The following is a 24,453-nucleotide window of genomic DNA, read 5'->3' on the forward strand; positions in this document are numbered from 1 at the left end:
CTCATGGCAAGCGATTGCGCAAAGCGGCAACCACGTTGAAAGTTTGATCGCGCACCCGTTTGTTCGGGTCAGTGAGGGTCAAGGTCAGGCGCACGCTACGTATTCGCGCCGGGTCCGACGGATTGGTGCTGTAACTGGACGCGGCCGTATCGGTGGCCGAAGCGGCAAGGCCGAAGCTCACATTGAAAGCACTGACGTTGTCGACGAGCACCGCCTGAGCCGGCGTACCGATACCGCTACCCATTGTCAGCTGACCATTCTTGAGGCTGTAGATCAGTCGACGAATCGGAAAGGCCAGTTGTCCCGTCGCAGGAGCCTGCTGATTGGAGTAGGCCGTCGCCGTGTTGCGGCAATCGGAAACCACCGTCCAGGTCGGTGTACCGCCACTCCCCCCGACATCTGCCGTGACCAGGGTCAGCTTGAGGTTGGCGTTGTCCCAACTGATCGGCGCGACCTGACTGGCAGTGAAGCTCGCTCCCGCACTAGCGTCAGTGATTGTCGCCAGACACCCGAACATCCCTACCATGCGAATTTCCTGGATCAGCTTGCTCAGCGCAAAACGCGCATCTTCCTGCATGCCGGCCGAGGTGTTCTGGCTGACGTAGGTGTTCTTGGCCGCGATGAAAACCTGCGCCACGCCCAGCACGACGATCAGGCTTAAGGCCAAGGCGATCAGCAACTCGATCAAGCCGAAACCTCTGCTGTTTGTATTCATGGCGTCGACACCGGGTCGACGGTGGCGCGACTGGTCAGCACAAAGCTGCGACGGGTATTGGCGATATTGGCCGCCCGCGAGTCATCCCAGGTAATGGTGATGGTGTACACCCGCTGGTTGAGGGTGACGCTGCCCGTCGCGGTAGTGCCGAGGAAATTGACGATGTTGGAGGTGAAATCGTAGAGGTCCTGATCCCGCGCGACGTTCAAGTTGCCTGCGGCGGGTGGTGTGACGGTGTAATCGGCGCCAGCGTTGGCGCGTATGCGGTCCATCATGTCGTAGGCGATAAAACTCGCCTGGCTGGTCATCCGCGAGCTGTCAGTGTACTTCAGCGCGTTGAGCTGAATCGCCGCCGCCCCCAATAGGCCAACACTCAGAATCACCAACGCGACCAAGACTTCGATCAGCGTCATGCCCTCCTGTGCACGTTTGCTCCCTTCCCTCATCCGCAATTTCCACCCAATAGAATTCGTCCGTTCAGACACACATTCAGCGTCCTGCTTTGCGCCCCCAATACATAATTGATCACCACCACCGTGGACGGCGCCGACAAGCCCCCGAGGTTGTTGAAATCAATAGGGGTCACTCCTGAGGTTAGCGCCAGGATCGCGCCGCTGCTCATTGCGGGAACAACCCGCAATACATTCGCCGGATTGCCAGTACTGTCGTAGACCGTCAGCTCCCCGGTCCAGGCGCCACCCACCACCGTTGGACGTACCCGCGTGGTAATGCCTCGATCGATTGCTTCCAGCCGGGCGAAATTCAAAGCTCGTTGCAGGTCGCCGATCTCGGTGTCGGCCTTGGTGCTTTGCACCGAGCGGGTGAATGCCGGAACAGCCAGGGTGATCAGGATCAAAAAAACCGCGAGCGTCACCAGCAACTCGATCAGCGTGAAACCTTTTGAACGATGATCCATCTGTGCCCTCCGTAGCCGTCGGCTATACCTGCATCTACACGCTAGAACATTCGACCGGCAGATGTTCGTTTGTTTTGCCATTACTCGCGCATGGATTGCGCGAACCGCAGTACGCCACGGAGGGAAATACATGCATCAGCGAGGCTTCAGCCTGATCGAACTGCTTATGGGACTGGCAATTGCCGGGATTGTTCTGCTGTTGGTCAGTCCGGCGTTTGCAGCACTCACGGAATCGAACCATCGTGAGGACGCGGCGCAGTCGCTTTACAGTGGAATTCGTACCGCCAGAACGGAGGCCATCACACGCCATCAGGGCGTTGTGATTCATGCCCTCAACGGTGACTGGGGCCAAGGTTGGCGGATCATTCTGGACATCAGCGGAAAGGGGCATAAAGACAGCAGCAATCCGCTGCTGGCCGAGCGCCAGAGCGGGACTCGGGTGTTGATCGCTGGCAATCGGCCGGTCAGAAATTTCCTGCGTTTCAGCGATCTGGGCGAACCGCAGTTCGCCAGAGGAGAGTTTCAGGCAGGGACAATACACATTTGCGCAACCAGCGAGCCGGTGAGTCTAATGCAGGTGGTGCTGGCCCCAAGCGGTCGCGTCAGCCTGCGCAGCAATAAGACTGCACAGGCGTTATGCACTGGAGGGGAAAACTCAGAGCAGCGAGCGGACGCGTAGCTCTTTCGGCATGGAGAACGTGATGTTTTCCTCGCGACCGGCCAATTCATCGGCACCGGTAGCGCCCCAAGCCTGCAACTGATGGATCACGCCACGCACCAGGACTTCCGGTGCCGAGGCGCCTGCAGTGATGCCGATGCGCTCGACACCGTCGAACCAGCTCTTTTGCAGGTCTTCGGCACCGTCGATCAGGTAGGCCGGCGTGGACATGCGTTCGGCCAACTCACGCAGGCGGTTGGAGTTGGAGCTGTTCGGGCTGCCGACCACCAACACCACATCGCATTCATCAGCCAGTTGCTTGACCGCGTCCTGACGGTTTTGCGTCGCGTAGCAAATGTCGTCCTTGCGCGGGCCGCCGATGGCAGGGAAACGCGCACGCAGGGCATCGATGACGCGACTGGTATCGTCCATGGACAGGGTGGTCTGGGTCACGAACGCTAGTTTTTCGGGGTTGTGTACCTGCAACGCGGCGACGTCTTTCTCGTCTTCGACCAGGTAGATCGCACCACCGTTGCTGCCATCGTACTGGCCCATGGTGCCTTCGACTTCCGGGTGGCCGGCGTGGCCGATGAGGATGCATTCGCGGCCGTCGCGGCTGTAGCGCGCGACTTCGATGTGCACCTTGGTCACCAGCGGGCAGGTCGCGTCGAACACTTTCAAGCCACGGCCAGCGGCTTCGGTACGCACGGCCTGGGAAACGCCGTGGGCGCTGAATATCACGATGACGTCATCCGGCACCTGATCCAGTTCTTCGACGAAAATTGCTCCGCGTGCGCGCAGGTCTTCAACGACGAACTTGTTGTGCACCACTTCATGGCGCACATAGATCGGCGGCCCGAAGACTTCCAGGGCGCGGTTGACGATTTCGATCGCCCGGTCCACACCGGCGCAGAAGCCACGGGGATTGGCGAGTTTGATTTGCATGCTGTGCCTCGTGTCTTGCGCGCGAATACATTGAAAATCTTGATGTGGGAGCAGGCCTTTGTGGTGAGGGGATTTATCCCCGTTCGATTGCGCAGCAATCGTACAAAAGACAGCGCGTTCTCATTCAAGACCGCGGTGGTTGGTTTCAGGGGCGCTTCGCACCCCAACGGGGATAAATCCCCTCGCCACAAAGCTCGCTCCCACATTTGACCCTATACAGTCAGTTACAGCGATTTGACGGTGATGATCTCAACGTCAAAGGTCAAGGTTTTACCGGCCAGCGGGTGGTTGAAGTCGATGGTCACTTGCTCGTCATCAAACTCTTTTACCACGCCAGGCAACTCGGTATTCGCCGCATCGTTGAAGATTACCAGCAAGCCAGGCGACAGCTCCATGTCCTTGAACTGTGAGCGCGGGATGATCTGCACGTTCTGCGGGTTGGGTTGGCCAAAAGCGTTTTCCGGCTGAATCGTCAGCGTCCGCTTGTCGCCTGCCTTGAAGCCGAACAGTGCTGCTTCGAAACCCGGTAGCAGGTTGCCATCGCCGACCTTGAAGGTCGCCGGGGCTTTGTCGAAGGTGCTGTCGACGGTGTCGCCGTTCTCCAGGCGCAATGCAAAGTGCAAGGTGACTTCCGTGTTCTGGCGGATGCGTTGCTCAGCCAATACCTGTTCAGTCATGAACGGCTTCTCCGGTCTTCTTACTTTTGAACATATCCAGTGCAAGCATCACGGCACCGACAGTAATTGCACTGTCGGCGAAGTTGAACGCCGGGAAGTACCAGCGGTTCTGCCAATGCACCAGAATGAAATCGATCACATGGCCCAGGGCAATGCGGTCGTACAGATTGCCCAGCGCGCCACCGAGCACCAGGGCCAGCGCAATCGCCAGCCAGGTTTCGTTGCGCCCCAGACGCTTGAGCCACACCACCAGCACCGCACTGACCACGACCGCGATCAGGGCGAACAACCAGCGTTGCCAGCCGGAGCTGTCGGCCAGGAAGCTGAACGCAGCGCCGGTGTTGTAGGCCAGGGTCCAGCTGAAGTAATCGCGGATCACCACGATCTGCTGGTACATGTTCAGCGTGCCCTCGAAGTAGAACTTGCTGGCCTGGTCGATGACCAGGACCAGCAAGCTCAACCAGAGCCAGCCAAGCCGTCCGAAACGGCCAACGGCGTTAGGCATAGTGACGAACCTCGCCAGCGCCGCTGATGTTGTCGACGCAACGGCCGCAGATTTCCGGATGCTCCGGATTCACGCCGACGTCTTCACGGCAGTGCCAGCAACGGGCGCACTTGGCGAAGGCCGACTTGACGATTTTCAGCTTCAGGCCGCTGACTTCGGTGACTACCGCATCGGCCGGAGCTTGCACGAACGGTGCAACGCTGGCGGTGGAAGTGATCAGCACGAAACGCAGTTCGTTGCTCAGCTTGGCCAGGTCGGCGCTCAGTGCGTCCTCGGCGAACAGTGTCACTTCGGCTTGCAGGTTGCCACCGACGGCCTTGGCCGCGCGCTGGATTTCCATTTCCTTGTTGACCGCGACCTTCACCGCCATGATCCGCTCCCAGTAGGCGCGGCCCAGTTCGACGTTTTCCGGCAGTTCGGTCAGGCCTTCGTACCAGGTGTTGAGCATCACCGATTCATTACGTTCGCCCGGCAGATACTCCCACAGCTCGTCGGCGGTGAATGCGAGGATCGGCGCGATCCAGCGCACCAGCGCTTCGGAGATGTGATACAGCGCGGTTTGCGCCGAACGGCGCGCCTTGCTGTTGGCGCCAGTGGTGTACTGACGGTCCTTGATGATGTCGAGGTAGAAACCACCCAGCTCCTGCACGCAGAAGTTGTGGATCTTGGAGTAGACGTTCCAGAAGCGGTATTCGCTGTAGTGCTCCTGCAACTCACGTTGCAGCAACAGGGTACGGTCCACGGCCCAACGGTCCAGCGCGAGCATTTCTTCGGCGGGCAGGATGTCGGTGGCCGGGTTGAAACCGGTCAGGTTGGAGAGCAGGAAGCGCGCGGTGTTACGGATCCGCCGATAGGCGTCCGCACTGCGCTGCAGGATCTGCTCGGAAACCGCCATTTCACCCGAGTAATCAGTGGAAGCGACCCACAGGCGCATGATATCGGCGCCCAATGTGTCGTTGACCTTTTGCGGTGCGATCACGTTGCCCAGGGATTTGGACATCTTGCGGCCGGACTCGTCGACGGTGAAACCGTGTGTCAGCAACTCGCGGTACGGCGCGTGATTGTCGATGGCGCAACCGGTCAGCAGCGACGAGTGAAACCAGCCGCGGTGTTGGTCAGAGCCTTCCAGGTACAGGTCGGCGCGTGGACCGGTCTCGTGACCCATCGGGTGCGAACCGCGCAGGACGTGCCAGTGCGTGGTGCCCGAATCGAACCAGACGTCCAGGGTGTCGCTGATCTTGTCGTACTGCGGCGCTTCGTCACCGAGCAACTCGGCAGCGTCCATCTTGAACCAGGCTTCGATGCCTTCGACTTCGACGCGCTTGGCGACTTCTTCCATCAGCTCGGCGGTACGTGGGTGCAGCTCGCCGCTTTCCTTGTTCAGGAAGAACGGGATCGGCACGCCCCAGTTGCGCTGACGGGAGATGCACCAGTCCGGACGGTTGGCGATCATCGAGTGTAGGCGCGCCTGGCCCCAGGCCGGGACGAACTTGGTTTCTTCGATGGCTTTGATCGCGCGCTTGCGCAGGGTATCGCCAGACACAGGCTCTTTGTCCATGCCGATGAACCACTGCGCGGTGGCGCGGTAGATCAGCGGCGTCTTGTGGCGCCAGCAGTGCATGTAGCTGTGTTCGATGATGGTGGTGTGCAGCAGCGCACCGACTTCGGTCAACTTGTCGACGATGGCCGGGTTGGCTTTCCAGATGAACTGGCCGCCGAAGAACTCCAGCGACGGTACGTAAACGCCGTTGCTTTGTACCGGATTGATGATGTCATCGTTGACCATGCCGTACTTCTTGCAGGTCACGAAGTCGTCTACGCCGTAGGCCGGCGAGGAGTGAACCACGCCAGTGCCAGCGCCCAGTTCGACGTAGTCGGCCAGGTAAACCGGCGACAGGCGATCGTAGAACGGGTGACGGAAGTTGATCAGTTCCAGCTCTTTACCGGTGGTGGTCGCGATGACCGAACCTTCCAGGCTGTAACGGGCCAGGCACGACTCGACCAGCTCTTCCGCCAGCACCAGCAGTTTGTCGCCGACATCGACCAGAGCGTAGTTGAATTCCGGATGAACGTTCAGCGCCTGGTTGGCCGGGATGGTCCACGGGGTGGTGGTCCAGATCACGATCGAAGCCGGCTTGCCCAGCGACGGCAGACCGAAAGCGGCAGCCAGTTTGGCTTCATCGGCAATCGGGAACGCCACGTCGATGGTCGAGGACTTTTTGTTTTCGTACTCGACTTCCGCTTCAGCCAGCGCCGAACCGCAGTCAAAGCACCAGTTCACAGGCTTCAAGCCCTTGAACACGAAACCGCCCTTGACGATTTCGGCCAAGGCACGGATTTCACCGGCCTCGTTTTTGAAGTCCATGGTCTTGTACGGGTTGGCGAAGTCGCCCAACACGCCCAGACGGATGAATTCGGATTTCTGGCCTTCGATCTGCTCGGTGGCGTAGGCACGGCACAGTTCGCGGGTCTTGTCCGCACCCAGGTTTTTACCGTGGGTCACTTCGACTTTGTGCTCGATCGGCAGGCCGTGGCAATCCCAGCCCGGAACATAAGGCGCGTCGAAACCCGACAGGGTTTTCGAGCGGATGATCATGTCCTTGAGAATCTTGTTCAGCGCATGACCGATGTGAATCGTGCCGTTGGCATAGGGAGGACCGTCGTGAAGCACGAACTTCGGACGATCCTTGCCAATCTCGCGCAACTTTCCGTACAGGCCAATGCTGTCCCAGCGCTGCAGAATCTGCGGTTCGCGCTGAGGCAGGCCGGCCTTCATTGGGAAGGCGGTGTCCGGAAGGTTTAGCGTGGCTTTATAGTCGGTCATTTAAGGCTCTTCATTAGCGATTGGCGCTAGGTGCGACAGGGCACGGGCGGCGGCGACATCCGCATTGATCGCCGTCTTAAGCGCCTCCAGAGAGGCGAAACGCTGCTCTTCACGCAGCTTGTGGTGGAAAACCACCGTCAAACGCCGGTCATACAGATCGCCGGCAAAATCTAAAAGGTGCACTTCGAGGTGGGCTTTGCCATCTCCCTGAACCGTTGGACGCACGCCAATATTGGCGACGCCTGGCCAGGTCTTGCCGTCGATGTCGACGTTGACCAGGTAAACCCCGGTCAGCGGCACGCGACGACGCTTGAGTTGTATGTTGGCGGTTGGCGTACCCAGTTGGCGCGCCAGCTTCTGGCCATGCAGCACCCGCCCGGTAATCTGGAACGGACGACCGAGCAGGCGCTCGGCCAAGGCAAAATCGGCAGCGGCCAGGGCATTTCGCACCTGAGTGCTGCTGACACGGATGCCGTCCAGCTCCACGGTTTGCGCCGCTTCGACGGTAAAGCCCTGCATGACGCCGGCTTGTTGCAGGAAATCGAAATCTCCTACGCGATCGCAGCCGAAGCGGAAGTCGTCACCGACCTCCAGGTGCTGTACGCCCAAGCCGTCCACCAGAATGGTATCGACGAATTCGCTGGCGCTGAGCTTGCTCAGGCGCTGGTTGAAGGCCAGGCACAACACCCGGTCGACACCTTCGTCGGCCAGCAGCTGCAGTTTGTCCCGCAGACGTGCCAAACGGGCAGGCGCCGTGTCCGGAGCGAAGAACTCCCGGGGCTGCGGCTCGAAAATCACCACGCAGCTGGGCACACCCAACTCGATCGCACGTTCACGCAGACGCGCCAGGATTGCCTGGTGGCCACGGTGAACACCGTCAAAGTTGCCAATAGTGGCGACACAGCCCCGATGCTGGGGGCGCAGATTGTGGAGGCCTCGAACCAGCTGCATAACGCGCTTCTTGCTCATAAAGTGGTCGATTATAACCACACCCGGCGGCCGACGACAGGCAACACCGTAACCCAAAGTGATCGAGCCGACAAAAACGCCGGCCCGCCCGTGTTTATCGAGGTCAAGACCTCAGCTCAAGGCCTTGCGATTGAAGTCGCGCAACCTGAAGCCCATCAGCCCCAGCATACCGAAATACGCCACCACACCCGCGACGACCAAAGCCCCCAGACGCAGGAAGCGTTCGAGCATGTGCCCCTGATCCCAGGCGGGCATGAAGTGCATGGCGCCCAGCAATACGGCGGACATTACAACGACAGCGACCACCAGTTTGGCACCAAACTTCGCCCAACCCGGCTGCGGCTGATACATCTGCTGCTTGCGCAGTTGGTAGAACAGCAGCCCGGCGTTTATGCAGGCACCGGCGCTGATGGCCAAGGCCAGGCCGGCGTGGGCCAGCGGGCCAATCAACACCAGGTTAAACAACTGAGTGACGATCAGGGTGAAAATCGCGATTTTCACCGGCGTCCGGATGTTTTGTTGCGCATAAAAGCCCGGAGCCAGCACTTTGATCACGATAATACCGAGCAACCCGACTGAATAGGCAATCAGCGCGCGCTGGGTCATCGACGCATCAAATGCGTTGAACTGGCCGTACTGGAACAGCGAAACCGTCAGCGGTTCGGCGAGAATCCCCAGCGCCAGGGAGCACGGCAACACCAGCACGAAGCACAGGCGCAGTCCCCAGTCGAGGATGCGCGAGTACTCCTGGCGATCCTTGCTGGCGTAGGTCTTGGCCAGTGTCGGCAGCAGAATCGTGCCCAACGCCACGCCCAGTACGCCGGATGGCAATTCCATCAAACGGTCGGCGTAGTACATCCAGGAGACGGACCCGGCGACCAGGAATGAGGCGAAGATGGTGTTGATGATCAGAGAAATCTGGCTCACGGAAACGCCGAGTATCGCCGGCAACATCTGTTTCATCACCCGCCAGACCCCACTGTCACGCAGGTTCAGGCGTGGCAACACGAGCATGCCGATCTTTTTCAGGTGCGGCAGCTGATACAGCAATTGCGCCAGGCCACCCGCCAGCACCGCCCAGCCCAGTGCCATGACCGGCGGATCGAAGTACGGTGTCAGGAACACCGCGAAGATGATCATGCTGACGTTGAGCAGGGTCGGCACGAAGGCCGGCACCGAGAAACGGTTGTACGTGTTGAGGATCGCCCCGGCCAATGAAGACAGGGAGATCAGCAATATGTAGGGGAAGGTCACCCGCAACAGGCTGGACGTCAGCTGGAATTTTTCCGGCGTATCGGCAAAGCCCGGCGCGGTGGCCCAGATGACCCACGGCGCGGCGAGCATGCCCAAAGCGGTCACCAGCGCCAGCACCAGCGTCAGCAGGCCCGATACATAGGCAATGAACGTTCGCGTCGCCTCCTCGCCTTTCTGGCTTTTATATTCGGCAAGAATTGGCACGAATGCTTGTGAAAAAGCGCCCTCAGCGAAGATCCGCCGCAATAGATTCGGCAGTTTGAAGGCGATAAAGAAGGCGTCGGTCGCCATCCCGGCGCCAAATGTACGCGCAATGAGGGTGTCACGAACAAACCCCAAAACCCGGGAAATCATCGTGATAGAGCTGACGGCGGCCAACGATTTGAGCAGATTCATTGAAAGAGTTTGTGCCTGTCGATAAACAGCAGGCGAACAAAGCGCCTACTTATGCGATACTCCGCGCCGCAGCAGCACAGAGCCAAAGCTCGCGAGTTTACAGGTCAAGCGCCGGAAATAAATATCCCGCCTCTTTATACCTACCACTTAGCGGAACGTCTCAACCGCCCTTGACAAGACATCAACTCATCGGCATGATTCGCGGCCTATTTTGTTTGCTATTTCCTAAAAAGTCTTTCGAGGAGCTCGACGGTGGCCAACACACCTTCCGCCAAAAAACGTGCAAAACAGGCTGAGAAGCGTCGCAGCCACAACGCCAGCCTGCGTTCCATGGTTCGTACCTACATCAAGAATGTAGTTAAAGCCATCGACGCAAAAGACGCTGAAAAAGCTCAAGCTGCTTACGTTCTGGCCGTGCCAGTTATCGACCGTATGGCCGATAAAGGCATCATCCACAAGAACAAGGCTGCTCGTCATAAGAGCCGCCTGAACGGTCACGTCAAGGCTCTGAACCTTGCTGTTGCCGCATAAGCGATAAGCTTGTTGAAAAACCGACCTCTGGGTCGGTTTTTTATTGCCTGTGATTTGGTGAACGCAGCGCAAAAAAATGTGGGAGCGGGCTTGCTCGCGAAGAGGGCGTATCAGTCGACATTCATACCGCCTGATACACCGCTTTCGCGAGCAAGCCCGCTCCCACATTTCGATCTGCGTCAGGTTATTGGGCGTGCGTCCACGGCAGGATCGGGATTGCGGTGACCGCATTCTGCGGACTGCCTTCGATCAATCGGTCGCTGTAGACCAGGTACACCAGCGTATTGCGCTTCTTGTCGAGGAATCGCACCACCTGCATGGTCTTGAACACCAGCGACGTACGCTCCTTGAACACCTCGTCGCCATCCTTCAGTTCGCCCTTGAAGCTGATCGGGCCGACCTGACGGCAAGCAATAGACGCCTCGGCGCGATCCTCAGCCAGACCCAGGCCACCTTTCACGCCACCCGTCTTGGCTCGCGACAGGTAGCAAGTCACGCCCTCGACCTTCGGATCATCAAACGCCTCGACCACAATACGGTCGTTCGGGCCGACGAACTTGAACACCGTCGACACCTGACCAATCTCCTCGGCCGAGGCCAGCAGCGGCATCGCCAACAACAGACCCAACAATCCTTTTGCCACGCGCATTCAGGTATTCCTTCAGACCAGGATCAGGTTATCGCGGTGAACCAGCTCAGGCTCCGCCATGTAACCCAACAGACCGACAATCGCCTCAGACGACTGACCGATGATTTTTTGCGCTTCCAGCGCGCTGTAGTTGGCCAGCCCACGGGCGATTTCACGACCGTCTGGCGCCACGCACACCACCATTTCGCCACGACGGAAGCTGCCCTGGACCAATTTGACACCGACCGGCAGCAAACTTTTGTTGCCCTGGGACAACGCCGTCACCGCACCCGCATCCAGCACCAGCGTGCCACGGGTTTGCAGATGCCCGGCCAGCCACTGCTTGCGCGCCGCCAGCATGCCGCGCTCAGGCGATAGCAAGGTGCCGATGCGCTCGCCCGCCTTCAGGCGATCCAGCACACGCTCAAGGCGCCCACCGACAATGATCGTATGCGCACCGGAACGCGCCGCGAGACGCGCAGCGCGTAATTTGGTCTGCATCCCGCCGCGACCCAACGCACCACCCGTACCACCGGCCACCGCATCCAACGCCGGATCATCGGCACGCGCCTCGTAAATCAGGTTCGCGTCAGGGTTATTGCGCGGATCAGCATCAAACATGCCGTCGCGGTCCGTCAGGATGACCAGCAGGTCCGCTTCGACCAGGTTGGCCACCAGCGCCGCGAGCGTATCGTTGTCGCCGAATCGGATTTCATCGGTGACCACGGTGTCGTTCTCGTTGATCACCGGAATCACTTTCAACTCAACCAACGCACGCAAGGTGCTGCGAGCATTCAGGTAGCGCTTGCGGTCGGACAAGTCGTCGTGGGTCAGGAGAATCTGCGCGGTGTGCCGACCATGCTCGGCAAAGCTCGACTCCCAGGCCTGCACCAACCCCATCTGGCCGATGGCGGCAGCGGCCTGCAGTTCGTGCATTGCACTGGGTCGTACGGTCCAGCCCAAGCGGCTCATCCCCGCCGCTACCGCCCCAGAGGACACCAGCACCAGTTCGACACCCGCTTCGTGCAAAGCCACCATCTGCTCGACCCAGACACTCATTGCCGCGCGATCCAGGCCCTTGCCGTCTGCCGTCAGCAACGCGCTGCCGATTTTCACGACCCAACGCTGCGCACCTGTCACCTTGCTCCGCATCATCTTCAACCTTAGCTTGAGGGCAGCACGACCCAGCGCTGCCCATGACGTTATTCGTGACTTCCGATTTCCAGATACCAAAACGCCGCTCTGGTGAGCGGCGTTCAAGTTTATCGCAACGAATCAGTCACGCACGTAAATGATTTCCGGACCGTCTTCGTCATCCACATCTTCTTCGTCCCAATCATCGTCACCAATGTCGTGGACCGACTTCACGCCACTGCGACGCAGGGCACGCTGATCATCCAGCGCCTGCAGCTGGGCACGGGCTTCGTCTTCGATGCGCTGATCGAGTTCGGCCAGCTCTTCCTTGTAAGCCGGGTCGTTCGCCAGGCGATCGGCACGATCTTCCATGTAACGCATGATGTCGTGACACAGACGCTCGGTGCCAAGCTTGGAGATAGCGGAGATCACGTAAACCGGACCGGTCCACTCCAGGCGATCGACGATTTCCTTGACGCGAGCATCGTGCTCTTCTTCAAGGATCTGGTCGCACTTGTTCAACACCAGCCAACGATCACGCTCAGCCAGGGACGGGCTGAACTTGGTCAGCTCGCTGACGATGACTTCAGCCGCATCCGGGGCGCTGGCGTCATCCAGTGGCGCCATGTCCACGAGATGCAGCAGCAAACGGGTACGCGACAAGTGCTTGAGGAAACGAATCCCCAGGCCCGCGCCATCGGAAGCGCCTTCGATCAGGCCCGGAATGTCCGCGACCACGAAGCTCTTCCAGCGATCGACACTGACCACACCCAGGTTCGGCACCAACGTGGTGAACGGGTAGTCGGCGACTTTCGGTTTGGCAGCCGATACCGAGCGAATGAAGGTACTTTTACCCGCATTCGGCAAGCCCAGCAGACCAACGTCCGCCAGCACTTTCATTTCCAGCTTGAGGTCACGCGCCTCACCCGGCTTACCCGGAGTGGTCTGACGCGGAGCGCGGTTGGTACTGGATTTGAATCGGGTATTGCCCAGGCCGTGCCAGCCGCCGTGAGCAACCAGCAGCTTCTGACCAGCCTTGGTCAGGTCGCCGATCACTTCCTGGGTGGCCGAGTCGATCACCGTGGTGCCGACCGGAACACGCAGCACCAGCTCTTCACCTTTCTTGCCGGTGCAGTCGGTGCTGCCGCCGTTGGAACCACGCTCGGCATCGAAGTGCCGGGTGTAACGGTAGTCCACCAGGGTGTTGAGGTTTTCGTCGGCGATCATGTAGACCGAGCCGCCATCACCACCGTCACCGCCGTTCGGGCCGCCGTTTTCAATGAATTTCTCGCGACGGAAGCTCATGCAACCGTTGCCGCCGTCACCGGCCTTTACTCGAATCGATACTTCATCAACAAACTTCATAACAAAACGCCTCTCGCCATACGGACGAGCCGAAAAAACCTAGACATAAGACTCTTGCAAAAATGAGCGCAGCGACCTCAAGCAACGACCGCAAATCCAGCTGCTTTCGCCCATCACAAACAGCTTTGCAAGAGACTCACCCCACAAACGAAAAAGCCCCGTCGCAAGACAGGGCTTTTCCAGCAACTACGTAATTATGCCGCGACGACGTCAGTCTTCGGAACAATGCTTACGTAACGACGACCGAAGGCGCCTTTTACTTCGAACTTGATCACGCCGTCGATTTTAGCGAACAGAGTGTGATCTTTGCCCATGCCAACGCCGTAGCCAGCGTGGAATTGGGTGCCGCGCTGACGCACGATGATGTTGCCCGGAATGATAACCTGGCCGCCATACATCTTCACGCCAAGGCGTTTGGCTTCTGAGTCGCGACCGTTACGGGTACTACCACCAGCTTTTTTGTGTGCCATGAGTTCAATTCTCCTAGTGAGGAATTAGGCTGAAATTAAGCCTGAATACCGGTGATTTTGATCTCGGTGTACCACTGGCGGTGGCCCATACGCTTCATGTGGTGCTTACGACGACGGAACTTGATGATGCGGACTTTATCGTGACGACCTTGGGAGATCACTTCAGCCACAACGGTAGCGCCAGCAACAACTGGAGCGCCGATATTCACGTCATCGCCATTGGCGACCAACAGAACGCGATCAAAAGTTACGGATTCGCCGGTAGCGATTTCCAGTTTTTCAATCTTCAGGTATTCACCTGGGGCGACTTTGTACTGCTTGCCACCAGTAACGATTACTGCGTACGACATGGTATTTCTCCGATAATCCTGCTCACCCAGCTCTTTATAAGAAGAGGTATTGGCTGGCATGGCTGCATAAGGCTGGAAGGCCTGTTTGCAATTGCGTAAGGCAGGTGCTGCCCAGGAAGTTCAGGGTGCGCGATTGTACGCAAGCTGCCGAGGCGATGCAAGAGGCCGTCCATCGTACCTTGACACCCGCCGACGTGGGTCCTAGCATGCCGCGCAACCCTTCTGGAGCAACTGTCGCTGATGCAACCCCAAGCTTTCTACCGCGCGGTGGCGGACGATTTTAACGCCGTCGACGGCATCATCAAGAAGCAGCTGACTTCCCGAGTGCCGCTGGTTTCGAAAATCGGCGACTACATTACCTCGGCCGGCGGCAAACGCCTGCGTCCTTTATTGGTATTGCTGTGTGGCAAGGCCCTCGGCCGCGAAGGCGATGACCTGCGCCTGCTGGCCGCAACCATTGAGTTCCTGCACACCGCCACCCTGCTGCACGACGACGTGGTCGACATGTCCGGCATGCGCCGCGGCCGTTCGACTGCCAACGCCATGTGGGGCAACGCGCCCAGCGTACTGGTCGGCGACTTCCTGTATTCGCGCTCTTTCGAAATGATGGTCGAACTGGGCTCAATGCCAGTCATGAAGATCCTTTCGCAAGCCACGCGGATCATCGCCGAAGGCGAAGTGTTGCAGCTGTCCAAGGTTCGCGACGCCAGCACCACCGAAGAAACCTACATGGAAGTCATCCGGGGCAAGACCGCGATGCTCTTCGAAGCCTCGACCCACAGCGCTGCCGCCCTCTGCGAAGCCACTGCGGAACAGGCTGAAGCCCTGCGCACCTTTGGTGATCACCTGGGCGTCGCCTTCCAACTGGTCGACGACCTGCTGGACTACAAGGGCGACGCCGAAACCCTGGGCAAGAACGTCGGCGACGATCTGGCCGAAGGCAAACCGACCCTGCCGCTGATCTACACCATGCGCGAAGGTACGCCGGAGCAGGCTGCACTGGTGCGCAAGGCGATCCAGAAAGGCGGCATCGAAGACCTGGAAAGCATCCGCGAAGCGGTGGAAGCGTCCGGTTCGCTGGATTACACGGCGCAGCTTGCACGGCAGTATGTAGCCCGGGCGATCAAATGCCTCGACGCGCTGCCGGCCAGCGAATATCGCGATGCGTTGATTGAGTTGAGTGAGTTTGCGGTTGCCCGTACGCACTAACTTGTAGGAGCGAGCTTGCTCGCGATGGACGTTAACGATAACGAGCGCTGCCCGGATGTATGCGGCGCCCTTACGTCCTTCGCGAGCAAGCTCGCTCCTACACAGGTCGCGCGCCCCCTCCCCGTAGAAACCCTATATAATGTGCGACTTTTAGCGATCCTCAATCCAAGGAGCTTTAGTGAGCACGTTGCCACCCTGCCCAAAATGCAATTCCGAATTCACCTATGAAGACGGCGCGCAGCTGATCTGCCCCGAGTGCGCCCACGAGTGGTCCGCCGGCGGCGAAGCCGAAGTCGCGTCCGATGACAGCGTGAAAAAGGATTCGGTCGGCAATGTCCTGCAGGACGGCGATACCATCACCGTGATCAAGGATCTCAAGGTCAAGGGCACGTCTCTGGTGGTCAAGGTCGGCACCAAGGTCAAGAACATCCGCCTGTGCGATGGCGATCACGACATTGATTGCAAGATCGATGGCATCGGCCCAATGAAGCTCAAATCCGAGTTTGTCAGAAAAGTCTGAACCTGCTGTATTCCATCCTGCGCCTGGCGCGGGATGGTGCTTCGCCCTCCCCGCCTCGCCCAACGATCCCTCGCAATAGCCAAACGCAAGCCGTTTTGACCTTACGCAATCTTTACCCGGAAAAAAACACAAAGCACCAATAGGACCTTGCTATTTAATGAATAAGAATTATTCTCATTGAAACCCGAATCAATGGAGATGAGACATGACTTATTTGATCGATGCCTGGCTGGACCGCCCACACCCTTACCTCAGGATCTTGCATCGGGAAACTGGGGAAGTCTGTGCGGTACTTGAAGAAGAAGCCTTGAACGAGCTGCAGGATCAGGGTGATCTGGACGTCAATGGCCTGAGTTCCAGCGAACCGGTGGTGCTCAAGGAACTGGTGCGCAATCTGTTTCTGTTCTGCTATGCCAGGGCGTTGCGCCCGACAAGTGAACTGCACCACAAGATCGAAGTATGAGAACCCCGCAAAAAACTGTGGGAGCGAGCCTGCTCGCGATGCAGCCAACCCGGTATTACTTTGAAACCGAGGTGATGCATTCGCGAGCAGGCTCGCTCCCACATTAGCCCGTCATGGTGACAGGCCTGGTCTTACAGAACGTCGAGCAGTTCGACGTCGAATACCAGAACGCTGTGCGGCGGGATGCTGCCAACGCCTTGAGCGCCGTAAGCCAGTTCGCTCGGCACGTACAGGCGCCATTTGCTGCCAGCATTCATCAGTTGCAGGGCTTCGGTCCAGCCCGGGATCACGCCGCCAACCGGGAATTCTGCCGGCTCGCCACGATCATAGGAGCTGTCGAACACAGTGCCGTCGATCAGGGTGCCGTGATAGTGCGTGCGCACTTGATCTTCACGGGTTGGCTTGGCGCCTTCACCTTGAGTCAGGACTTCGAATTGCAGGCCGGACGCCAGAGTGGTGATGCCATCACGCTTGGCGTTTTCAGCCAGGAATGCCAGGCCTTCGCCAGCGGCCGCTTCAGCTTTCGCGGCTGCTTCGGCTTGCATGATTTCGCGGATGACCTTGAAGCTCGCAGCCATTTCTTCCTGGGCTACACGGCTTGGCTTACCGGCGAAAGCGTCGGTCAGGCCTGCCAGGATCGCGTCCAGGTTAACGCCCGGTGGCGGGTTGTCACGCAGTTGGTCGCCCAACTGACGGCCAATACCGTAGCTGACGCGGGTTTCGTCGGTGGACAGATTTACTTCGGACATGACATTGCTCCGCTGTGCGGACGGCCCAGGAACTCGCCGTGCGTGCACAGCGCGTCCCGGAGCGCCCGGAACCAAAAGGGCCAGCAGACTAGCACAGATGTCATCGCGCTGATGAGAGGGTCAGCGTTGCCAGACAGAACGGAAGGCGATCGGCACCTTCAGGCTTTCCTCGGTATTGTTACCGAGCCCGCACATTTCGTCATGAACCGACGTGTGCACCAGGTTGAACGGCAAGCGGGGACAGGTGTGGAGCACCTCCCTCGCGTGCTCGACCGAGCGGACATGAAACATCTGTCCATGGGCATCACTCAAGGGGTACGCGGAGCCATGCATTCGCGCTTCCAGCAAATAGATACCGCCTTCCATGGAAATCAGATTCAACTCATCGACCTTCCCGGCGATGGCATAGGCATTCAGCTCTTGCAGGTTCATGAACGCACCTCACACAGTGGCGAGCCAAGACTCTTACAGACATAGGCCTCGGCGCATCAAAGTACAAGCCACGAACCACACCGCCCGTCTGTTTCACCTCTATCTGTTGTAGGAGCGAGCTTGCTCGCGAAAAACCATCTGGCGCCTCGCTTTCGCAGATACAGCGCGTCATCGTTGGCGATTTTCGCGAGCAAGCTCGCTCCCGCACAGGGGAGCGAAATCAGTGCTTGGTGAGCTTATCCAGATAGCCCATGGCAAACGCCGAGATCACGAAGGTCATGTGGATGATCACGTACCACTTCAAATGCTCGGGATCGACGTTCTTGGCGTCCATGAAAATCCGCAGCAGGTGGATGGACGAAATCGCCACGATGGAAGCGGCCACCTTCATCTTCAACGAAGACGAATCCATGGTTCCCAGCCAGTTGAGCTTCTCTTTGCTTTCGTCGATGTCCAGCTGCGAGACGAAGTTCTCGTAACCGGAAATCATCACCATCACCAGCAAACCGCCCACCAGCGCCATGTCGATCAACGACAGCAGCACCAGGATCAGGTCCGACTCAGCCATCGAAAAGACGTTAGGGATAACGTGGAAGACCTCCTGGAAGAATTTCAGCGCCAGGGCCAGCAAACCCAGGGACAACCCGAAATAGATCGGCGCGAGCAACCAGCGGGAGGCGTACATTGCATTTTCGATAAAGCGTTCCATTGAATCTCACAGGTGGGCTGGAAATGGCCGCGAGTATAACAGTCGCCTGTAACAGCCAGAAACCGTCGGGAAATCCGCCACCTGCGCATGTGTCACAAAGTTTTTCTGCTAGTGTCCAAAGCATTGACAGCTCAGCGACATCGGACAGGAAGACTGGAAATGGATGTGCGATTGCCTTTAACGAGCGCCGGGCTTTGCCTGGCTCTGCTGATCAGCGGCTGTTCACCCAGCGATGAGAAGCGCCAGCTCAGCCTCGAGGAAAAAACCGCACAGTTCGAGAAGACCCTGGATGCGATTGCGGACCCGAAACTCAAGGATGCCGTAGCCGAACTCGGTGGCTCACTGTTGTTGCTCGAGCGCGCTCAACTCAAGCTCGACAGTAAACCGGTTGATACCGAATACGGTGAAGATGTACTCGCCGTACTCAAGCACTACCCGACCCCTCAGGCTTTGGTCGACACCTACATCAACGGCCTGTTCGTATTGCACAAGGACTCAAGCTCCGATTACCTGACCGACCTGCAACCCGTATTTCCCTTCAACTTCAGCATTCCGGCCGAGTTTCTGTTTCCTCACGGGCTGGAATGGCAGTCGGTCACCCTGAGCGACAAACGCGTGATCCCGTTTCAGCCGGAATGGTCGGAAACCGATCCCGGTATTCAGCTGAGCCCCTCGAGTTCCAACCTGACCAACCCCGATGACCTGACGGTGACCTACCCGTTCATCGATGGCCTGCAGGTTGATAACAAGAACCAGCCACAACCCGTGAGCCTGCAAGGCAAAGTAGAAGTCATTGCACCGCGCAGGCTCTACAGTTTCGACCTGACGAAAAAGGACATTGGCCAGACGCGCACCAACGACAACCTTAGCGTCACCCTGTTGAACCTTACAAAGAACTACGCCGAAGTCGAATTCAACAACAGCGCGCCGCTGGCCCCGGAGGTCGGCGATACCCCCTTGAACCCGCTGATCGTCCAGGCCAGGGACACCAGCGGGCAATTCCTCTCGCGCTCAGGCTCGATCAACGAAACCGCCACTCAAATTGCCTTTTATCAAAAACAATTGGCGAAAATGCAGCAACAGAAGGCTTGGAGCGAGGCGTTCGAAAAACAGATCGATGAAGAACAGCGCACTTTTGAGAAACAACAGAACCACCACTACACCAAGGTGTATTTCAATGGGTTGATCGATACGCTTGAAGTCAGTGTGCTGGACTTCTCAGCGGCCACGGTCACCCGCAAAGACCTGAACCTGCCAGTACGACGCTTCGACCGCAGCACCACGGAGAAAACCATCCCGCCACTGACGCTGCCGGTGGTGGTGTACGACGATCAGGCCCCGATCTGGTTAAAGGGAGCCACGCTGGGTGAGGAACAACTGAAAAAGAGTGTCAGTATCAGTCAGGCAGTCGATGATCCGAGTGCTGCGCGTATCGAGTTCGATCACCCCAAAAGCTTCAATAATGAATTGCTCGGCACGTCCTTCAACCCCGGCGATAGCCCGGTCAGCTTCTTTACCGAGGATGGTAACGGCAAACGCGACGAGCCGATCGAACTGCCGCCGGAGGCTTACCAGGTCGATCCCCTGCGCGGCACCATCACCTACGATCTGAACCTGTTTCCGGAAACACCGGCTTACGCGGTGGGTTCCATGCCGTTGTTCCTGGCGACGGTCGAGAAGAAAACCATCGACGCCCACCAGCTGCCCAAGGGCCTGGAACTCAAGGGCAATGCGCTGGTGGTGGATCAGAAGCTGTTTGCGGCAGAGGAGTGGCGTTTCTTCGCCAAGGACGACAGCGGTAATTACTTGAAGGAAATTCTTTCAGTCAGCCACGACGCCAGCGCTCAAGGCCCGGCGTTGTTCGGCGTGCATTACTTCTACGGCCAACCCACTCGACTGGAAACCTACCAACGAACCGATCTCACCACCGTGCAATATGGTTTCGAGGTCAAACTCGACAAGGCTGACACTTCACACCTTGCCCAATAGCCTGCTCAGTATTCCGGCAGCAACTAGGAACCGCTAAGCGATCGGCCACGGCCACCATTGATTTCCCGCAGCTGGGCTTGCAGATGCAGGCACCAGATTTGCGGATCATCGGCCAGTTCATAGCCGTGCAGCGTCAGGCTTTCAACAATGGTGTCGAGAATCGACTCAGCGGCAAAAGGTCCATGAAACGGGCCTTGGGCCTTGATGGCTGAAGGTTGTTCACCGGCCATTCCGGCAGCGAACAGTAAGGTCCACATGCCCGTATCCCCCGCCAAAGGGCGGATGGCACATTCGATACGGGTCACAAGACCCAGGCATTGACGGGTGAGGCAGAGGTTGCGCGACATGGCGGCGACCCTCGGTAGATCCGGTATTCAGCCCCCACGGGAAGGCTGTCTCGATCCAGTGATTACTGTCGATATCCTTGAGCTGAGAATAGAAGAAAAGTACGGCTAGCATACTGACCGGCACCAGAAGGCGCCGAGCGGTCATTGTGTGAAGTTTGACGTCAGACTTGTGACGCAATGTCAGTTCCGGGACTTAATACCAGGACCAAAAAAAGATCGCAACCTGCGGCAGCTCCTACATTGGAATACGTTCCCCTGTAGGAGCTGCCGCAGGCTGCGATCTTTTGCTGCATCAGGCTGGCTTGGCTTCGACCAGTGCTTCCTGCGCCGCTTCTTTTTCGGCTTCCTTGAGGTCTTCTTCACTGATCATTTCAGCGATCACCCGCAGGCGTTCCACCACCCGCGCATTCACACTGCCTTCAGGGAATTCACCATTTTCATCCGGCGCACCCGCCGGCTCGCCCACCAACAGGCTCAGCGCCTCGTCGGCCTGACGTACCGCGTACACGTGGAACTGCCCGGCGCGCACCGCTGCCAGGACTTTCTCGTCGAGCATCAGCGTCGCGACGTTGGCCTGGGGGATGATTGCCCCCTGTTCACCGGTCAGGCCACGCGCTTCGCAGAGCCGGAAGAAGCCTTCGATCTTCTCGTTGACCCCGCCCACCGCCTGCACTTCACCGAACTGGTTGATCGAGCCGGTGATCGCAAAGCACTGTTTGAGCGGCGTTTTCGACAAGGCCGAAATCAAGGTGCAAGCCTCGCCCAACGAAGCGCTGTCGCCATCGACATAGCCGTAGGATTGCTCCAGGGCGATGCTGGCAGAAATCGCCAGCGGGAATTCCTGGGCGTAGCGGCTGCCCAGGTACCCGGTGAGGATCATCACGCCTTTGGAGTGAATCGGCTGGCCGAGGTTGACCTCACGTTCAATGTCGACGATGCCGCTGCCGCCCGGATAGACCGTGGCCGAAATCCGCGCCGGCACACCGAACGCCGAGTCGCCAACTTCCAGCACCGTCAGCCCGTTGCACTTGCCGACCGCAGCGCCATCGGTATCGATCAGGATGATCCCGGCCAGCATGTCATCGAGAATGCGTGCCGAGACACGCCCGGTACGCGTGGCTTTGGCCTTGAGCGCACGCTCGATGTGGCCGGCGTCGGTCATTTCGTCACTCGCCAGGTGGCGAATGAAATCCGCCTCGCTGACCAGTTGGAACAGGTCACCGATCCGCGCCGATAGACGCCCCTGATGTTCGGCCAGGCGCGCGCTATAGGTTGCCAGCCGTGCCACCGCATCGGCGGTCAGCGGCGCCATGCCCTCTTCGGAAGTCCGGGTCTTGAGCAACTGGGCGAACTGCTCCAGGCTCTCATCGACCATCGGGATGTCTTCGTCGAAATCCACCAGGACGCGGAACATCTCCTGGAAGTCCGGATCGAGGTCTTGCAGCGTGTAGTAGAGCTGCCGGGCGCCGATGATGATGACTTTGACCTGCAACGGAATGTGTTGCGGCGTGAGTGTCACCGTGGCCAGGCGGCCCAACTCGCCCAGGGGCGACTCCATTTTCAGCTTGCGCGATTGCAGGGCACGCTTGAGCGCATCCCATACGAACGGCTCGCTGAGCATTTTGTCCGCTTCAAGGATCAGGAAACCGCCGTTGGCCCGATGCAACGCACCCGGACGCAGTTGGCGATAGGTCGTGTACAGCGCGCCCTGATCGGTGCTGTATTCGATGCGGCCGAACAGGTTTTCGTAGGTCGGGTGCGGCTCGAACACCACCGGCGCGCCACCGCTGGCCGAATGACCGACCACCAGGCTTGGCGCATATTGCTCTTCCAGCATTTTGCGGGCCACGGCGTCGACTTTGCTGTCGTCGACCAATTGCTCGACCACGGTTTTCAACAGGTAAACCTGCATGGCTTGCAGATAACCGCACACCGCTGCGTTCTCGGCATATTTCTCGGACAACGGCGACAGCAGCGGCTGCAAAGCCAGCGTGATGGTTTCCTCGTTGAGGTGACGCAGTTGATTGCTCGACTCGCGCTTCCATTGCGGCAAGCTGGCGAGTTCTTCGTTCAGTCGCTCTTCCAGCCATGAAATGTCGTCATGGAAGCGCTCGCGATCGGCTTCCGGCAACTGGGCGAATTCTGCTTCGTCCAGAGCCTTGCCTTCGCTCATCGGGGTGAACGCGATGTTGCTGGCGTCGCGGTAAAGCGCGACTTCTTTCTCCAGCGCCAGGCGCTCGATCACGTCCAGGGCCTTGTCATAGCGCTGGTTAAAAGCGCGATCAATGGCACTTTTCTTCTGTTGGTAGGACGGGTGTTCGAATACCGCGGGGAAAGTCGCCAGCAGGTTGTCGATCAAACCGTTGATGTCACCGATGAAGGCGCCGGCCGTGCCCGATGGCAATTCCAGGGCGCGAGGCTCGCGCGGCTCATCGAAATTGTTGACGTAGACCCAGTCCGCCGGGGTCTGCAGGCGCTTGCCTTCGGCTTTCAGGTAGCGTTTGACGAATGAGAACCGACCCGTGCCGGGCTCGCCCATGACGAATACGTTGTAACCGGGGCGTGGCATGGCCACACCGAACTGCAAGGCTTCGACCGCACGTTCCTGGCCGAGCACACCACGGAAGGGCTCCAGATCATTAGTGGTAGAGAAGCTGAACTGTTCAGCGGAAAACGGACGGGTCAGCGCTTCGGGCGCTAGACGCAAGCTGGCAGCAACAGGATCAGGCATCGGGCTTCCTTACATCAGGCGGGGCAGATAGCGGCATTCTGGCGCTGCCCATACCTCACTTGCAAGGCGCGCCTCAAGCCAAAGCATAGACAAGCAGCCATCTGCAGGCGGGCCGGGGCCAAATCAATGATTTCAACGAATGTTTTGCAAAAAATCACGGAACCCCGGGATCGTGCCTAAACTCCAAACTGCGCGGCTGGACTAATAACCGGCCCAACTGGCGCCCACATTGGCCAGAACCCCTTGTCCATTGGTATGCACATAAAGAGAACAAAGCTATGAAACGGATTCTTCTCGGTACTCTCTTCACCGTTGTATCCCTCAACGCCATGGCACAGGCGCCAGGCGGTCCGGATTGCGGTTGGGGCAACATGCTGTTCGAAGGTCAGCGTGGCACCCCGGCTCATTTCCTGGCATCCACCACCAACGGCACTTCCGGCAACGCAACGTTCGGTATGACTTCAGGTACCAACGGTTGCTCAACTAATGCGTCGCTGACCTATGGCGGCAAATCCTGGTTTGCCATGAATGGCATGATGAATGAGCTGTCCGAAGACATGGCTAAAGGTCAGGGCGAAGCGCTGACTACTTACGCTGTGGTACTGGGCGTGGCGCCGGAAGACCGTGCGCATTTCGCCGCCGTCACTCATGAGCATTTCCAGCAGATCTTCAGCAAGGCTGACGTGACCGCTGACGACGTGCATACCAATACCCTGGCCGTCCTGAAGAACGATCCGCGTCTGGCCAAGTACGCTACTCAAGCTTAAGCTCGGACCCGCCCGTTCCTTTCGGGGAGCGGGTTTTGTTTTTTGGACCTGCCCCCTTTGGGTAATGCCCATCAACTGTAGGAGCTGTCGAGTGCAACGAGGCTGCGATCTTTGCTTTTAAAGATCAAAAGATCGCAGCCTCGTTGCACTCGACAGCTCCTACAGGCAAATGGCATCGACCGCGCCGGGTCTTTATTTTT

At 58.5% G+C, this 24,453-nt stretch carries 26 protein-coding genes; 7 read left to right on the forward strand and 19 right to left on the reverse strand.

Annotation, left to right across the window (positions count from 1 at the left end; genetic code table 11):
* Position 1: 1 nt before the first annotated feature.
* The 3 genes from ACA052_RS24895 to ACA052_RS24905 are packed head-to-tail and all read right to left on the reverse strand — an operon-like array spanning position 2 to position 1,631.
* On the reverse strand, positions 2-715 hold the full coding sequence (locus tag ACA052_RS24895; RefSeq protein ID WP_497647225.1) for a PilW family protein: 714 nt from the start codon (positions 713-715) through the stop codon (positions 2-4).
* Complete coding sequence (gene pilV / locus ACA052_RS24900; RefSeq protein ID WP_497647226.1) at positions 712-1,161, reverse strand: type IV pilus modification protein PilV; 450 nt, start codon at positions 1,159-1,161, stop codon at positions 712-714. The genes ACA052_RS24895 and pilV overlap by 4 nt, the downstream gene beginning before the upstream one ends.
* Entirely contained in the window at positions 1,158-1,631 is a 474-nt protein-coding gene (locus ACA052_RS24905; protein ID WP_497647227.1) for a GspH/FimT family pseudopilin, read from the reverse strand. Before ACA052_RS24905 ends, pilV begins: the two co-directional genes overlap by 4 nt.
* 130 nt (positions 1,632-1,761) lie before the next feature.
* Between ACA052_RS24905 and ACA052_RS24910 the strand changes: the two genes are divergently transcribed.
* Positions 1,762-2,310: a GspH/FimT family pseudopilin gene (locus ACA052_RS24910; RefSeq protein ID WP_497647228.1), complete on the forward strand. Its 549-nt coding sequence runs from the start codon at positions 1,762-1,764 to the stop codon at positions 2,308-2,310.
* Here ACA052_RS24910 and ispH read toward each other — a convergent pair.
* The 6 genes from ispH to murJ all read right to left on the reverse strand — a co-directional run bounded on the left by ispH (position 2,287) and on the right by murJ (position 9,859).
* Positions 2,287-3,234 (reverse strand): 4-hydroxy-3-methylbut-2-enyl diphosphate reductase, encoded by a 948-nt coding sequence (gene ispH / locus ACA052_RS24915; protein WP_497647229.1) that lies wholly within the window; start codon positions 3,232-3,234, stop codon positions 2,287-2,289. The two genes, ACA052_RS24910 and ispH, sit on opposite strands and share 24 nt — an antisense overlap.
* A gap of 224 nt (positions 3,235-3,458) precedes the next feature.
* On the reverse strand, positions 3,459-3,896 hold the full coding sequence (gene fkpB / locus ACA052_RS24920) for an FKBP-type peptidyl-prolyl cis-trans isomerase (RefSeq protein WP_497650395.1): 438 nt from the start codon (positions 3,894-3,896) through the stop codon (positions 3,459-3,461).
* A 7-nt stretch (positions 3,897-3,903) separates the two neighbouring features.
* Positions 3,904-4,416, reverse strand: coding sequence for a signal peptidase II (gene lspA, locus ACA052_RS24925; protein WP_497647230.1), 513 nt, complete (start codon positions 4,414-4,416; stop codon positions 3,904-3,906).
* Positions 4,409-7,240: an isoleucine--tRNA ligase gene (gene ileS / locus ACA052_RS24930; protein WP_497647231.1), complete on the reverse strand. Its 2,832-nt coding sequence runs from the start codon at positions 7,238-7,240 to the stop codon at positions 4,409-4,411. Before ileS ends, lspA begins: the two co-directional genes overlap by 8 nt.
* Complete coding sequence (gene ribF / locus ACA052_RS24935; protein ID WP_497647232.1) at positions 7,241-8,191, reverse strand: bifunctional riboflavin kinase/FAD synthetase; 951 nt, start codon at positions 8,189-8,191, stop codon at positions 7,241-7,243.
* Positions 8,192-8,320: 129 nt separating this feature from the next.
* Positions 8,321-9,859 (reverse strand): murein biosynthesis integral membrane protein MurJ, encoded by a 1,539-nt coding sequence (gene murJ, locus ACA052_RS24940; RefSeq protein WP_497647233.1) that lies wholly within the window; start codon positions 9,857-9,859, stop codon positions 8,321-8,323.
* 252 nt (positions 9,860-10,111) lie between these two features.
* Between murJ and rpsT the strand changes: the two genes are divergently transcribed.
* Entirely contained in the window at positions 10,112-10,390 is a 279-nt protein-coding gene (rpsT, locus tag ACA052_RS24945; RefSeq protein WP_008154937.1) for a 30S ribosomal protein S20, read from the forward strand.
* A gap of 184 nt (positions 10,391-10,574) precedes the next feature.
* Here rpsT and ACA052_RS24950 read toward each other — a convergent pair whose 3' ends face one another.
* The 5 genes from ACA052_RS24950 to rplU all read right to left on the reverse strand — a co-directional run bounded on the left by ACA052_RS24950 (position 10,575) and on the right by rplU (position 14,337).
* The gene (locus ACA052_RS24950) at positions 10,575-11,039 is read right to left on the reverse strand and encodes a CreA family protein (RefSeq protein WP_010467533.1); all 465 of its coding nucleotides are present in this window, start codon (positions 11,037-11,039) and stop codon (positions 10,575-10,577) included.
* A 12-nt stretch (positions 11,040-11,051) separates the two neighbouring features.
* Positions 11,052-12,170, reverse strand: a complete 1,119-nt coding sequence (gene proB / locus ACA052_RS24955) for a glutamate 5-kinase (protein ID WP_497650396.1) — start codon at positions 12,168-12,170, stop codon at positions 11,052-11,054.
* Between the two features lie 123 nt (positions 12,171-12,293).
* Positions 12,294-13,517, reverse strand: a complete 1,224-nt coding sequence (cgtA, locus tag ACA052_RS24960; protein ID WP_059402008.1) for an Obg family GTPase CgtA — start codon at positions 13,515-13,517, stop codon at positions 12,294-12,296.
* Between the two features lie 194 nt (positions 13,518-13,711).
* Positions 13,712-13,987 (reverse strand): 50S ribosomal protein L27, encoded by a 276-nt coding sequence (rpmA, locus tag ACA052_RS24965; protein ID WP_007901871.1) that lies wholly within the window; start codon positions 13,985-13,987, stop codon positions 13,712-13,714.
* 35 nt (positions 13,988-14,022) lie between these two features.
* Positions 14,023-14,337: a 50S ribosomal protein L21 gene (gene rplU, locus ACA052_RS24970; RefSeq protein ID WP_003176051.1), complete on the reverse strand. Its 315-nt coding sequence runs from the start codon at positions 14,335-14,337 to the stop codon at positions 14,023-14,025.
* 240 nt (positions 14,338-14,577) lie between these two features.
* Between rplU and ACA052_RS24975 the strand changes: the two genes are divergently transcribed.
* From ACA052_RS24975 to ACA052_RS24985, 3 genes are all read left to right on the forward strand, one after another.
* The gene (locus ACA052_RS24975) at positions 14,578-15,546 is read left to right on the forward strand and encodes a polyprenyl synthetase family protein (protein ID WP_497647234.1); all 969 of its coding nucleotides are present in this window, start codon (positions 14,578-14,580) and stop codon (positions 15,544-15,546) included.
* Positions 15,547-15,724: 178 nt separating this feature from the next.
* A complete protein-coding gene (locus ACA052_RS24980; RefSeq protein ID WP_497647235.1) occupies positions 15,725-16,066 on the forward strand; it encodes a zinc ribbon domain-containing protein YjdM in 342 nt (113 codons plus the stop codon).
* Positions 16,067-16,271: 205 nt separating this feature from the next.
* Complete coding sequence (locus tag ACA052_RS24985; protein WP_283181734.1) at positions 16,272-16,529, forward strand: PA4570 family protein; 258 nt, start codon at positions 16,272-16,274, stop codon at positions 16,527-16,529.
* A gap of 131 nt (positions 16,530-16,660) precedes the next feature.
* Here ACA052_RS24985 and bamJ read toward each other — a convergent pair whose 3' ends face one another.
* The 3 genes from bamJ to ACA052_RS25000 form a co-directional block, all read right to left on the reverse strand.
* On the reverse strand, positions 16,661-17,278 hold the full coding sequence (gene bamJ, locus ACA052_RS24990) for a BamJ family beta-barrel-assembly machinery protein (protein WP_497647236.1): 618 nt from the start codon (positions 17,276-17,278) through the stop codon (positions 16,661-16,663).
* A gap of 120 nt (positions 17,279-17,398) precedes the next feature.
* Complete coding sequence (locus ACA052_RS24995; protein WP_497647237.1) at positions 17,399-17,710, reverse strand: DUF6482 family protein; 312 nt, start codon at positions 17,708-17,710, stop codon at positions 17,399-17,401.
* Between the two features lie 220 nt (positions 17,711-17,930).
* A complete protein-coding gene (locus ACA052_RS25000; RefSeq protein ID WP_020296439.1) occupies positions 17,931-18,419 on the reverse strand; it encodes a TIGR00645 family protein in 489 nt (162 codons plus the stop codon).
* A 159-nt stretch (positions 18,420-18,578) separates the two neighbouring features.
* On the opposite strand from ACA052_RS25000, the gene ACA052_RS25005 reads away from it, so the two are divergent.
* The gene (locus ACA052_RS25005) at positions 18,579-20,408 is read left to right on the forward strand and encodes a hypothetical protein (RefSeq protein ID WP_497647238.1); all 1,830 of its coding nucleotides are present in this window, start codon (positions 18,579-18,581) and stop codon (positions 20,406-20,408) included.
* A 23-nt stretch (positions 20,409-20,431) separates the two neighbouring features.
* Here the strand turns inward: ACA052_RS25005 and ACA052_RS25010 are convergent, their stop codons facing one another.
* Both ACA052_RS25010 and ACA052_RS25015 read right to left on the reverse strand, forming a co-directional pair.
* Entirely contained in the window at positions 20,432-20,755 is a 324-nt protein-coding gene (locus tag ACA052_RS25010) for a PA4575 family protein (protein WP_497647239.1), read from the reverse strand.
* Positions 20,756-21,047: 292 nt separating this feature from the next.
* Complete coding sequence (locus ACA052_RS25015; protein WP_497647240.1) at positions 21,048-23,486, reverse strand: Lon protease family protein; 2,439 nt, start codon at positions 23,484-23,486, stop codon at positions 21,048-21,050.
* Between the two features lie 278 nt (positions 23,487-23,764).
* Between ACA052_RS25015 and ACA052_RS25020 the strand changes: the two genes are divergently transcribed.
* Positions 23,765-24,253, forward strand: coding sequence for a DUF3015 domain-containing protein (locus ACA052_RS25020; protein ID WP_497647241.1), 489 nt, complete (start codon positions 23,765-23,767; stop codon positions 24,251-24,253).
* Positions 24,254-24,453: the final 200 nt, after the last annotated feature.

The sequence above is a fragment of the Pseudomonas sp. LBUM1644 genome, assembly GCF_059716195.1.